We start from the raw sequence: 12,697 nt of genomic DNA, 5'->3' as shown, positions 1-12,697 counted from the left end.
GACGGTTGCGCATCGCGCGCGCGGGCCTATCGTGGCGGCCATGAAATCGCCCGTCGCGCTCACCGCTTTTGGCCTTGCCCTCGCCGCCTCGCCCGTCGCGCTGCCCCCGCTGGGCGCCGCGCCCGATACGCCATCCGCGCCGGACCCGCTGCGCTACGTCGATCCGATGATCGGCACCGGCCCCGAAGGCCACACCTTCCCCGGCGCCAGCGCGCCCTTCGGCATGGTCCAGCTCTCGCCCGACACCGACGCGACCTGCCAGATCCGCGACTGCTACGCCCACGCGGCGGGCTACAGCTACCCCGACACCACCATCCAGGGTTTCAGCCACACCCATTTCTCGGGCGCAGGGCACTCGGACCTCGGCGATTTTCTGGTCATGCCCGCGATCGGCCCGGCACGCGCGGTCAAGCTCGACCCCGGCCGCGCCGACACGCCCGACGAAGGCTACCGCCAGCGCTTCTCGCACGCCAGCGAGGTGGCCACGCCCGGCTACTACGCGGTCACGCTGGCCGACAGCGGCGTGCGCGCCGAGATGACCGCGGGCACGCGCCTTGGCGTCCACCGCTACACCTTTCCCAAGGGCGCCGAGGCGCACCTCCTGCTCGACTTGCGCGCCAGCCTTTACGATTATCCGGGCAAGGTGCTGTGGTCAGGCCTCCACCTGCATCCCGATGGCACGCTGACCGGCTTTCGCGAAACGCGCGGCTGGGCACCGGGCCGCAAACTGTTCTTCGCCATGCGCTTTTCCGCGCCCCTGAAAGACCACGCCTTCCTCGATCGCGACGAACACGTCGCCTACAAAGGCTTCCGCGCGCCCCAGGCCCTGCCCGGACAGGGACCCGACGCGCTGGCCGAAAAGCTGGGCAAGGCGCTTGAGGCGCGGCTCGACTTCGGCACGCTCGACGCCCCGCTCGAGGTACGCGTGGCGCTCTCCGGCGTGGACGAGCAGGGTGCGATCGCCAATCTCGCCGCCCAGCCCGGCAACTTCGACACGGTGCGCGCCGACACGCAGGCCCAGTGGCGCGCCGCGCTCGGCCGCCTGCAGATCGATGCCCCCGCGCCCATGCGCACCAGCCTCTACACCGCGCTCTACCACAGCCTGCTCGCCCCCAGCGTGTGGAGCGATGCCGACGGGCGCTACCGCGGGCCCGACGATCAGGTCCACCAGGCAAGCGGCTTCACCTTCCGCTCGACCTTTTCGCTATGGGATACCTTTCGCGCCGAACACCCGCTGCTGACCCTCGTCCAGCCCGAAGAGACCACCACCGACGTGGTGAAATCGCTGCTCGCCAGCCGCGAGGAAAGCCCCTGGGGCATCCTGCCGGTGTGGCAGTTCGCCGGGCGCGAAACCTGGACGATGATCGGCTACCACGCGGTGCCGGTGATCGCCGACGCCTACCTCAAGGGGTTTCGCGGCTTCGACGCCAAGCGAGCGCTTGACGCGATGGTCGCCAGCGCGACCTATGCCCCCTACGGCGGGCTGGGCGAATACATGCGCCGCGGATACGTGCCGATCGACAAGGAACCCGAAGCCGCGTCCAAGACGGTCGAATACGCTTACGATGACTGGACCATCGCGCGCATGGCGCAGGCGATGGGCCGCACCGACATCGCCCAGCGCTTCGCCGCGCGCGCAGGCAACTGGCGCCATTCCTTCGATGCGCAAAGCGGCTGGCTGCGCGCCCGCAAGAGCGACGGATCGTTCCGCACCCCCTTCGATCCCACCGCGATCAACTACGGCTCGGACTACACCGAGGGCAACGCCTGGCAATACAGCTGGTTCGTGCCGCAGGACCAGGCCGGGCTGTTCGCCATGCTCGGCGGAGACCGCAAGGTGGTCAAACGGCTCGACGCGATGTTCGACTTCGACACCTCCAGGCTCGACTACAGCCACGCCGAGGATATTTCCGGGCTCATCGGCCAGTACATCCACGGCAACGAACCAAGCCACCACGTCGCCTATCTCTATGTCTACGCCGGAGAGCCGTGGCGCACGCAGGAACGCCTCGGCCAGATCGTGGCCAGCCAGTACAAACCCACGCCCGACGGGCTCGCGGGCAACGATGACCTGGGCCAGATGTCCGCCTGGCTGGTGTTCACCGCGCTTGGCTTCTATCCGGTCACGCCGGGTTCGAACCAGTACGTGATCGGACGCCCCTTCGTGCGCCACGCGCGCCTGACCCTGCCCGGCGGCAAGACCTTCACCGTGGACACCCAGAACCTTTCGGACAAGACGCCTTACGTCGGCAAGGTCGAACTCAACGGCCGGCCGCTCGATCGCGCCTGGATCACCGATGCCGAAGTGCGCGCGGGCGGCACCTTGCGTTTTACCATGCAGGCCAGACCGAACACGCGCTGGGGGACGGGGGCGGCAACGCGGCCCTACTCCCTCTCGACGGCGCCGCAGCCTGACTGAACTCACGGCGCGCGCAGGAAGTCCTCCACCGCGCCCAGCCACAGCTCGGGCTTGTCGAGATTGACGACATGGCTCGCATCGACGCGCCGGTAGGTGCCATGCTGCAGCTGCGCCATCGCCGCGCGCGCCTGCGCCTCGGTCATCGCGCCGTCGAGCCGGCCTTGCGCGTTGATCGAACCGTTGGCCTGGAGCAGAAGCACCGGGCAGCGGATCCGCGCCAGCGCCGCGCCGTGATCGAAGCCCTTGTTCCAGCTGCCATCGTAAAAAGCCGCCCCGAAGCGCGGATCGTAGGCGCTGAGCCCGCGGATCAGCATGAACACGGTGGGGTTGCGCGCGGCGAGCCGGGCCAGCTCGACCGGCTGACCGGGGTTGCGCCGCTCGAACGCTTCGACCGCGCGGATCAGCATCCAGGCCGCGCCCGGCCCGGCATTCTTGCGGAAGAACGGACGGCTGCGGTCGATCCAGTAGAGCAGAAAGTCCGCCGAGTGATCCTCGTGCACCGCCGAATAACTGTTGGCGAAGGACGTGTAGGCCACCGTCTGCTTGATCGCGGGATACTGCGAGGCGAACAGCGGCGGGTCCTCGAGCACGACCTTGCGCACCAGTTCGGGCCGGTTGGCCGCCAGCCAGGTCGCCAGCAGCCCGCCCGAGGAATTGCCGGTCACGAACACCGGCACGCCGATCCGCGCCTTGATGAAATCGCCCAGATCCGTCCCGATCCGCACCGCGTTCATCGGATAGTCGGCAGGCACGCGGGTTTCGCCGTGGCCGGGATAATCGACGTCATAGACGTGGAAGTGGCGCGCCAGCTCGGGCAGCACCCGCGCGTAGGCGTACCAGTCGAGGAACTGGGCGTGGAGCAGGACCAGCGGCGGGCCGTTGTCGGGCCCTTCCCAGTAGCTGAGCTGCACCGTGTTGACCTGTGCCACCTTGTGCCGATAGCCGGCTGCGGCAATCTGCGCGTGGGTGGGCAGCGGCGCCGGCACGGGAGCGGCCCTTGCCACAGGGGCCAGGGCCATGCCCAGAAGCGATGCCGCGGCCACCAGCAGAGCCGTGCGGCGGGGCTTTGCGGAAAACGGAAAAAACGCCATCAATCGGACCTTCATCGCCACCAGAATAGAGCCTGCGCGCATCCGGTGCGGCGGGCAGGGCAAGTCTATCCGGCCCTGAAAGCGCGCCCTACTCGCCTTTTCCCAAACCCGATCCTCGCACCCAGGAACGATAAGAAAGCATGGAAACAAAACGAAAAAAGCCATCACAAGCGCGTTCGAGGCAGACCATCGACACGATCATCGAGGCCAGCGCTCAGCTTCTGGCGGGCGAGACCGGCATGCCGTTCACCACCAACCACCTCGCCGAGCGCGCGGGCTATTCGGTCGGCACGATATACCAGTATTTCGAGAACCGCGAGGCGATCGTCCTCACCCTCATCGAACGCGAGCGCGAACGCGTCGAAACGCTCGTCGCCGCCACGCTTGCCGCGACACAGGGCAAGGACCCGCACACCCGCACGCGAGCGCTGGTGCGCTGCCTGCACGAGGCCTTTGCCCGCTATCGCGCCGTCGATCCCAAGCTGGTGCGCGCGCTCGTCGTCTACAGCCTCGATCACGGCCTGCCCGATCCGCCCGCGCACTTTGCCAACGCGATCCTCGCGGTGTGGAGCGACCATCCGAGCGCCACCGCGCCGCTCGACCCGGCCGAGGCCTATGTCATCGGCCGCTCGGTCGTCGAAGTGCTGCGCCGCGCGGTGCTGCAAGGCTCGCCGCTGCTCGGCACCCGCGCGCTCGAAGACGCCATCGTGCGCCTCGTCACCGGCTTCTTCGCGGCCGGTCCGCATCCGAACGGGTAACGAGCCGATGCCAAGGCCAAGGCCCCCGACAAGGGACGCGGGACTTCGGGACACGGTCGCGCAACTGTAGCATTGACGCTCTAGGACACCGCGCTTCTCCTCCTTTTTCAGGAAGTTGCCGCCATGTCCCGCCGCGTCGCCCCCTTCTGTCCCCCCCTCCGGCCCCAGCACCTCGCCATCGGCCTTGCCCTTTGCGGGATGCTCTGGGGGCTCTGCGCGCAGCCCTTGCGCGCAGAGGAAGCGCCGCTGCGGCTCAACGACATTCTCGCGATCGGCACGCACAACAGCTACAAGCAGGCGATCCCGGCCCAAACGATGGCCAGGCTGCGCGCCAAGGACCCCGCGCTGGCGACCAGCCTCGACTACGCGCACCGACCCTTGCGCGAACAGCTCGATGTCGGGGCGCGCCAGATCGAGCTTGACGTCTGGTACGATCCCAAAGGCGGGCTCTACGCCATGGGCGCGCGCGATCCCGATCTCCTCAAGCCCGGTTTCAAGGTCCAGCACATGGCCGGGCTCGACACGCGATCGAGCTGTGCGAGGCTGGTGCAGTGCCTGACGATCCTGCGTGACTGGTCCGATGCCCACCCCGGCCACACCCCGATCCTGCTGATGTTCAACACCTACGACAGCAGCCCGCTGGTCAAGGCGGCCCCGTTCACCGAGGCCGCCTACGACGCGCTCGACGCCGAAGTCCGCTCGGTGCTCGCCCCCGAAAAGCTGATTACCCCGGACGACGTGCAGGGCGCCTACCCGACGCTGCGCGACGCGGTGCTGGCCGACAACTGGCCCACGCTGGCTGAGGCGCGCGGGCGTTTCCTCTTCGCGCTCGATGAAAACGCGCGCAAGGTCGCGCTCTACCGTGGCAAGCGCCGCTCACTGGAAGGGCGGGTGTTCTTCGTCAACACCGACGCGGATTCGCCCGCCGCCGCCTACATGACGATCAACGACCCGCTGCGCGACGCGGCGCGCATCCGCGCCGCGGTCAAGGCCGGGTTCCTGGTGCGCACCCGCGCCGATGACGGCACGATCGAGGCCCGCGCCAACGACACCGCCCGCCTGAAAGCCGCGCTGGCCAGCGGCGCGCAATATGTCTCGAGCGACTACCTCTGGCCCGATCCGCGCTTTCACAACGCCTACCACCTGGCGCTACCCGGTGGCGCGCGGGTTCTGTGCAACCCGGTGCGCCGCCCCGAAGGCTGCCCGGCCCCGGCGCTCGGACCGGACAACGGTGCCCAGGCGGCAAAGTAAACGCCTCGAAACACGAAGAAGCGTGCAAGACGTCGACACCAACACATCCTGCGGAAAGGCACTGAAACAAAAATGTCATCAATATGTCTTTGAATTTTCATTAAAAATATTTGTCCCCGCCGGGAACTTCACAGGCTCTCCCCGACCAGAAGCGCGGTGCATCTCCGCAGCGCGCTCAGTCCTTTTTCGCCAAGGACCGGGGAGCCTGTTTTCACCATGACCACCCACCGCCACGTCTGGCTGTTCACTTCCGCGCTCGCGATCGCCGCCGCGCAACCGGCCTTCGCCGCCGATACCAGCGCCGCCACCAGCACCGAAGCGCCCGATCCCGAAGCCATCGTCGTCACCGGCTACCGCGCCAGCCTGCTCAAGGCGCAGGACGTCAAGCGCAGCGCCACGATCATCCAGGACTCGATTGTCGCCGACGACATCGCCGCCTTCCCCGACCTCAATCTCGCCGAGGCGCTCCAGCGCCTGCCGGGCATCGCGATCAACCGTGAGGCGGGCGAAGGGCGCCGCATCTCGCTGCGCGGCCTCGGCCCCGATTTCACCCGCGTCCAGCTCAACGGCATGGAAGTGCTCGGCAACGTCGACAGCCCGCAGGACAGCCGTGGCCAGGGCACCCGCGACCGCGCGTTCGACTTCAACATCTTCGCCGCCGAACTGTTCAACCGGGTCGACGTCAAGAAGTCCTACTCGGCCGACCAGAGCGAAGGCGGTCTTGCCGGTACCGTGGGCCTCTACACCGCCCGCCCGCTCGACTACGACGGCGACAAGTTCGCCTTCTCCGCGCAGGGCGGATCGAACAGCCTGACCAAGGACTTCCAGCCGCGCCTGACCGGGCTCGTCTCGAAGAACTGGGGCGATTTCGGCCTGCTCGTCTCGGCCGCCTACAGCCACCGCCAGACACGTGAGCAGGGCCACGACACCTACCGCTGGCGCACCAACGGCGCCAATGGCTCGGACATCTCGGGACTGACCGAGGAAGAGCAGGACAAGATCAATTCGGGCACCCTGCGCTTTGCCCGCGGCAACCGCCTGTCGGTCTGGGATTCGACGCAGGACCGCCTTGGCATCACCGCCTCGATGCAGTGGAATCCGGGCGATTCGACGCACATCACGCTGGACGGTCTCTACGGCAAGTTCAAGGCCGACCGGTTCGAGACCCATCTCGCCTCGCGCGGGTCGGGCGGCTCGACCTGGCTGGGCGGCGCGCAGACCTTCGCCGGGGTGACCTACCCCGCCTCGACGATCAACGCGATCGCGTGGAACGACGACGACGAGGTCACCTACCTCGACGTGTCGGGCGCGCAGACATCGACCGAGACCCGCACCCAGAAGACCAGCAACACCTTCAAGCAGGCGGTGCTGAGCGGCGACACCGCGATCACCGACAAGCTCACCTTCCGGTTCCTGGGCGGTATCGAGCGTTCGAGCTACGCCATGCCGGTGAGCGACAAGTTCTACACCGAAGCTTACGGCGACGTCATCACGCAGTACACCGGCACGTACGGGATGAAAAACACCTACGGCTGGGACACCACCGACCCGTCGAACTACCACGCCCACGAGATCGACATGTCCGCGTCCTACCAGGACACCGCGATGGACACCGTGCGCGGCAGCTTCGACTATACGCTGAGCCCCGATGACACGATCAGCGTGGGCGGCGAATGGCGCCGGTTCAAGAACAGCGGCTACACGCTCACCGCCGACGACGTGCTCAAGTCCTCGTTCCAGGACGGTTCGGTCAGCGCGGACATCTCCGACTACTACAAGGTCTACAACGGCTATCCGGGCCAGTCGTGGGTGATCGTCGACTACGCCAAGGCGCTTTCCGCGCTGGGCATCGATCGCAGCGACTACCTCACCAACCGTGGCAGCGACTACGCGGTCGAGGAAAGCACCTTCGCCGCCTATGCCCAGTACAACTGGAACCACACGCTCGGCGCGATCCCGTTTCGNGACTACCTCACCAACCGTGGCAGCGACTACGCGGTCGAGGAAAGCACCTTCGCCGCCTATGCCCAGTACAACTGGAACCACACGCTCGGCGCGATCCCGTTTCGCGGCAACATCGGCGGGCGGTTCTACCACACCGGCATCGATTCGGTGGGCGTGGGCACCGTCGACGGCAGTTCCAGCACGATCACCGGCAATTCGAGCTACCAGGGCTTCCTGCCCGCCGCCAACCTGATCTTCGATCTTTCCGACAAGCTGGTGGTGCGCGCGGCGGCGGCGCGCAACATCAACCGCCCCACGCTCAGCTCGCTCGCGGTCAACGGCACCGTCACCAGCGGCGACAACGGCGAGGTCTCGGTCTCCACCGGCAACCCCAACCTCAAGCCCTACAAGTCGACCGACCTCGACCTCTCGGTCGAATACTACATGGCCAACCACGGCTCGCTCAGCGCGGCGCTGTTCTACAAGACGCTCGACGGGTTCATCGCCACCAAGACCGTCTACGACATCGCCTATAGCGAAACCGGCCTGTCGACCGACCTGATGGACGGGCTCACCGCCGATACCGTGGTGTCGAGCTACTCGCGCCCGATCAACCTGGGCAAGACCGACCTGTGGGGCCTCGAACTCGCCGCGCAGAGCGATTTCAGCTTCCTGCCCGGCCTGCTCAGCCGGTTCGGCGCCTCGGCCAACTTCACCTATGTCAACTCGCAGTACGACTACCGCACGATCTACGGCGACTATGCCGCCAAGACCACGCTCGAAGGGCTGAGCAAGTACAACGCCAACGCCACGCTGTACTACGCCGACAGCCGGTTCGACGCGCGCGTCTCGGGCAATTACCGTTCGAGCTACGTCTATAGCGCCGCGCCGATCACCACGACGGTCAACGGCGAGACGGTGGTCGACCAGGACCTCTCGGGCTACGCCGCAACGCTCTATGTCGACGCATCGGCGCACTTCAAGGTCAACGACTACCTCACGCTCACGCTCAACGGCGTGAACCTGACCAACCAGGCCGAAAAGCAGTATTCGGACACCTCCAGGCGGCTCTATGTCTACACCCGCTCGGGCCGCACGATCATGGGTGGTTTCCGGGTCGAGTTCTGATCGCCTCCGGTACGCGCTACTATCCCAAGGAGCGGCGCCTCGCGCCGCTCCTTCACCCCTTCGCCTGATTTTTGCCTCTGGCCTCAACCGTCCGTCGCCAAACGTCAGGCCATGGTCACGAGCCTGTCATGACACACTGGTAGCCGCCCGCTGGAAAGGGCGCTTCTCCCCCGTGTCTTCGCTGTCTCGTCCCACCGCTGCGCGCCCGGCCCTGTGCCTTGCGGCCTGCCTGACCGGCATCCTGCCGACCGGCGTCGCCGCGGCGCGCGAGGCGCCTTCACCGGCGGGCGAGGCCTCCATCGCGCTCGACCTGCCGCGCGGCTCTCTCGCCGCGATGCTCGCCGCGCTGTCGCGCCGGGCGGGCGTCGAGATCGTCACCAGCGTACCGCCCGGCCAGCGCGCCAGCGCGGCGCTTCATGGGCGCTACCGCATCGAACAAGCGATCGCGACGATCACCCGCGGGCTCGCGCTCGACGTGCGCCACATGCCCGGCGGCGGCTTCGCCATCGTTCCCCGGCCGCGCTCGGTCACGGCCCAACAGCCCACCGCGCCCGCACAGATCGATGCAGTGCCCACAAACGAACCACCGCCCGAACCGGCCACGGGGCCGCCGATCCTCGTCACCGGCTACCGCGAGAGCCTGCGCGGTTCGATCGCGATCAAGCACGCCGCGCGCACGCTGATCGACGTCACCCGCGCCGAAGACATCGCCGCCTTTCCCGACCGCAACGCCGCCGAGGCGCTGCAGCGCCTGCCCGGCGTCGCGATCAGCCGCGACAACGGCGAGGGCCGCCAGGTCTCGCTGCGCGGGCTGGGTCCGCTGTTCACCCGCACCACGCTGAACGGGGTCGAAGCCCTCGCCACGACCGCCTCGGGCATGGACAACCGCGGCTCGGTCAGCCGCAACCGGCGGTTCGACTATTCGATCTTCGAGGCCAGCCTGTTCTCCGACGTCGCGGTCGAGAAGACCTGGCAGGCCGACGCGGAAGCGGGCGGCATCGGCGGGACGGTGGCGCTCACCACGCTCCACCCGTTCGACCGGCCGGGCAACACCACGCTCGTCTCCACCAAGCTGCGCAGCCGGGGCAACGCGCGGGGCTTCGACCCGCAGGTCACCGCCGAAATGGCGCGCCGGGGGGACAACTGGGGCGTCCTCCTGGCCGGCACCTGGGGCGCCAGTCAGGTGACCGAATACGGCTATCGCAACTGGGACTGGACCCCGGTGACGTTCGGCGCGGCCAATATCGGTGCGGGCGTCAGCGCGCAGGACGCCGCCCGGCTGACCGGGACCAGCGGCGATCCGGTCTACATGGCGCGCGCGCAGAGCTATTCGACCTGGACCAACCGCTTCACCCGGCTCAACGTGGTGGGCGCGCTCGAATACCGGGGCGACGGGGGCGCGCACCTGACGCTCGACCTCATCCACGCGCGGCTGTCCAACCACCGGCGCGAATATTCGCTCGCCGCGGCAGGCACCAATGGCCTCACCACCGCTACCATCGACGGCACGCAAGTGCTCAACTCGGTGCGCATCGTGGGCGATACGATGGTCGCGGCGGATTTCAGCGGCATCGACATGCGCACCGAAGCCAAGATCACGCGCGACCACACCGATTTCGATCAGGCGGTGCTCGCCTACGAAAGCCCGCTCGGCGATGCCACCCGGATCGAGGCGCGCGCGGGCCTGTCACGCTCGGACTTCGAGGAGCCGGTGTTCGACAAGGTTTTCCTCCAGTCGAGCGGGCAGGACTTTTCGTATGTCGCCACCGGCACGCGCGCGGCCAACCGTTACGGCTTTACCATCGCGAACGCGGCCAACTGGTCGCTGATGCGCGCCGACACGCGCGAGGATGCGATCGTCAACCGCTACGCCAGCGCGCACGTCACGCTGATCCACCGGTTCGCCCCCGGCCTGACGCTCAGTGTAGGCGCGCGCTACCGCCACTACGTCAACGACGGTTACGAGCGCCGCGCCAGCGTGCTCTACGACGAGGACGCCAGCGGCTGGACCCGCACGCAGACCTTTGCCGACGCCAGCCTGGCGCGCTACGCCGTGGCGAACGTCGCGGCGACCTTTGCCGCGACCGGGCAGACCCGCGACCTTTCGGCCAGCGACGACCAGCCGGGCAGCGCCTACCGCATCCGCGAGAACGCCTATGCCGCCTTCGCGCTGCTCCACGGCGAGACCACGCTCGCCGCGCTGCCGCTGTCGGGCGAGATCGGCCTGCAGTACCTGCGCTCGGACACCCGCTCGATCGGCAACGCCGCCGACGAGGAAGCCGACACGGTGACCAGCACGCTGCTGGTCGCGCGCGACCAGCCCAGCCGCTTCGGCATCTGGCTGCCCTCCTTCCAGGCCCGGCTCGACCTGGCGCCCGAGTTGCGGCTGCGGCTTTCGGCCTCCCGCAATTTCAGCCGCCCCGACGTCGCCGACCTGCGCGCGGCCGCGGCAATCGATTCGACCCCGTTCGGCGGCACGATCGAGACCGGCAACCCCCAGCTGAAGCCAATGCGCGCCACCGCGCTCGACCTCGCGCTCGAACGCACCTGGGGGCGCGAGGGGATCGCCACGCTGGGCCTGTTCTACAAGAACATCGACAGCTTCGTGACCACGCAGACGAGCGTCATGGCCTATGCGCAGACCGGCTTTCCCACCGCCTTTCTCTACGCCGGGCTCGACGCCTCGACGCTCTACAACGTGGTGCGCCCGGTCAACGTCGATGGCGCCGCGATCGCGGGGGCGGAGCTTGCCATGCAGCACGACCTGGCCTTCCTGCCCGCGCCGCTCGACCGCCTCGGCGTGCAGGCCAACGCGACATACGCGCAGGGCAGCAGCGATGTGTTCTACGACGATGTCGCGGTGCGCCTGCCGCTGGTCGACCTCTCACGCTGGTCGGGCAACGCCACGCTCTACTACACCGCACGGCGCTGGGACGCGCGGCTTTCGGGCGCCTATCGCGGGACCTATCGCACCGGCGCGGGCAAGAACGGCAACATCGGCACCTGGGTCAAGTCCAGCCTGACGTTCGACTTCGCCGCCCACGCGCGGATCGGCGCGGCGCTCCAGCTGGTGTTCGAGGCGCGCAACCTCACCGATGCGCCGATCGTCGAATACACCGACCGCGACGAACACCGCCTGCTCGCCCGCACGCATTCGGGGCGGGTGTTCTCGACCGGCATCCGGCTGCCGCTGTGATGTCCCGGCCCCGCGTCCTTCCGGTTTCCCTGTCCCCGGACAGGCCGCTGCGCACTCTTCTTCCTGTGAGCCCTGAAGCGCAGGACCTTCCCGTCCGTCCCACGAGGTGCCCGCCATGCTGATGAACACCGCGTCCGATCACGTCCTGGGCAGTCTCTCGCGGCTTCGCGGCTACATTCGAAAGCGCTTGCGCGACCCGGACACGACGGAGGACGTCCTGCAGGAAACATTGGCCCGCGTCATCGAGCAGGAGCGCCGCCAGGTGATCGAACACCCGATGGCCTACGCCTGCCGGATCGCCGATTCGGTGATTTTCGCGCAGGCGCGCACACCGCGCAGCCGCGCGCAGACCATCGAAATCGACAGCCTCGAGCTGGTCTGCGAACGCCCGCTGCCCGACGCCGTGCTCGACTACCGCCAGCGGCTCGACCGCTTCGACGCCGCGCTCGCCCGGCTCACCCCGCAGCGCCGCGCGGTCTTTCGCCTGCGCCACATCGAGGGCCGCTCGCGCCAGGCCATCGCCGACGAGCTCGGCCTCAGCCTCGAGGCGGTCAAGAAGCACCTCGTGCGCGCCATGGCCGATCTGGCGCGCAGCCTCGAACACGATCTGGAGCCCGCCGCGAAAGGACACAACGACAATGGCTGACCCGCGCGAGGAGCACCCCACGATCACCGAAATCGCCGCCGACTGGGCCGACCGGGCCGACGAACTGAGCCCGCCCGAACGCCGCGAACTGTCCGACTGGCTGGCCCGATCGCCCGAACACGCGCGCGCCTTTGCCACGATGCGCCGCCTGCTGTGCGATCCCGCGCTGTTCGACGCCGCGCAGAGCGCCATCCCGGCCGCGCCCGGTGCCGATACGCCCGATGCGCCCCCCCTCACCGCGATGCGGCCAGCCCGACCCGCTCC

At 68.1% G+C, this 12,697-nt stretch carries 8 protein-coding genes; 7 read left to right on the top strand and 1 reads right to left on the bottom strand.

Features of this window, described 5'->3' with window-relative positions; translation table 11 throughout:
• Positions 1-40 precede the first annotated feature (40 nt).
• Positions 41-2,419 carry a GH92 family glycosyl hydrolase gene (locus MTR62_RS17530; protein ID WP_244023347.1) on the top strand — a complete coding sequence of 793 codons (2,379 nt, stop codon included), beginning with the start codon at positions 41-43 and terminating at the stop codon, positions 2,417-2,419.
• 2 nt (positions 2,420-2,421) lie between these two features.
• Here the strand turns inward: MTR62_RS17530 and MTR62_RS17525 are convergent, their stop codons facing one another.
• Positions 2,422-3,510 (bottom strand): alpha/beta fold hydrolase, encoded by a 1,089-nt coding sequence (locus tag MTR62_RS17525; protein ID WP_244023345.1) that lies wholly within the window; start codon positions 3,508-3,510, stop codon positions 2,422-2,424.
• A 140-nt stretch (positions 3,511-3,650) separates the two neighbouring features.
• Between MTR62_RS17525 and MTR62_RS17520 the strand changes: the two genes are divergently transcribed.
• The 6 genes from MTR62_RS17520 to MTR62_RS17495 form a co-directional block, all read left to right on the top strand.
• On the top strand, positions 3,651-4,268 hold the full coding sequence (locus MTR62_RS17520) for a TetR/AcrR family transcriptional regulator (RefSeq protein WP_244023344.1): 618 nt from the start codon (positions 3,651-3,653) through the stop codon (positions 4,266-4,268).
• A gap of 123 nt (positions 4,269-4,391) precedes the next feature.
• Complete coding sequence (locus tag MTR62_RS17515) at positions 4,392-5,519, top strand: phosphatidylinositol-specific phospholipase C1-like protein (protein WP_244023342.1); 1,128 nt, start codon at positions 4,392-4,394, stop codon at positions 5,517-5,519.
• A 216-nt stretch (positions 5,520-5,735) separates the two neighbouring features.
• On the top strand, positions 5,736-8,591 hold the full coding sequence (locus tag MTR62_RS17510; RefSeq protein WP_244023340.1) for a TonB-dependent receptor: 2,856 nt from the start codon (positions 5,736-5,738) through the stop codon (positions 8,589-8,591).
• A gap of 172 nt (positions 8,592-8,763) precedes the next feature.
• Positions 8,764-11,787, top strand: coding sequence for a TonB-dependent receptor (locus tag MTR62_RS17505; protein ID WP_244023338.1), 3,024 nt, complete (start codon positions 8,764-8,766; stop codon positions 11,785-11,787).
• A gap of 115 nt (positions 11,788-11,902) precedes the next feature.
• Positions 11,903-12,433, top strand: a complete 531-nt coding sequence (locus MTR62_RS17500) for an RNA polymerase sigma factor (RefSeq protein ID WP_244023336.1) — start codon at positions 11,903-11,905, stop codon at positions 12,431-12,433.
• On the top strand, positions 12,426-12,697 hold a 272-nt coding region (locus MTR62_RS17495), incomplete at its 3' end, for a FecR/PupR family sigma factor regulator (RefSeq protein ID WP_244023334.1). The genes MTR62_RS17500 and MTR62_RS17495, both read left to right, overlap by 8 nt.

It is taken from the genome of Novosphingobium organovorum, from assembly GCF_022832435.1.
In the GTDB taxonomy this organism is placed as follows: domain Bacteria; phylum Pseudomonadota; class Alphaproteobacteria; order Sphingomonadales; family Sphingomonadaceae; genus Novosphingobium; species Novosphingobium organovorum.
This window is presented reverse-complemented; position numbering and strand designations above follow the sequence as displayed.

Bases quoted from the DNA above. Each gene is read 5' to 3' on its own strand.
- MTR62_RS17500 (WP_244023336.1), top strand. From the start codon at position 11,903: ATGCTGATGAACACCGCGTCCGATCACGTCCTGGGCAGTCTCTCGCGG.
- MTR62_RS17530 (WP_244023347.1), top strand. From the start codon at position 41: ATGAAATCGCCCGTCGCGCTCACCGCTTTTGGCCTTGCCCTCGCCGCC.
- MTR62_RS17525 (WP_244023345.1), bottom strand. From the start codon at position 3,510: ATGGCGTTTTTTCCGTTTTCCGCAAAGCCCCGCCGCACGGCTCTGCTG.
- MTR62_RS17520 (WP_244023344.1), top strand. From the start codon at position 3,651: ATGGAAACAAAACGAAAAAAGCCATCACAAGCGCGTTCGAGGCAGACC.
- MTR62_RS17515 (WP_244023342.1), top strand. From the start codon at position 4,392: ATGTCCCGCCGCGTCGCCCCCTTCTGTCCCCCCCTCCGGCCCCAGCAC.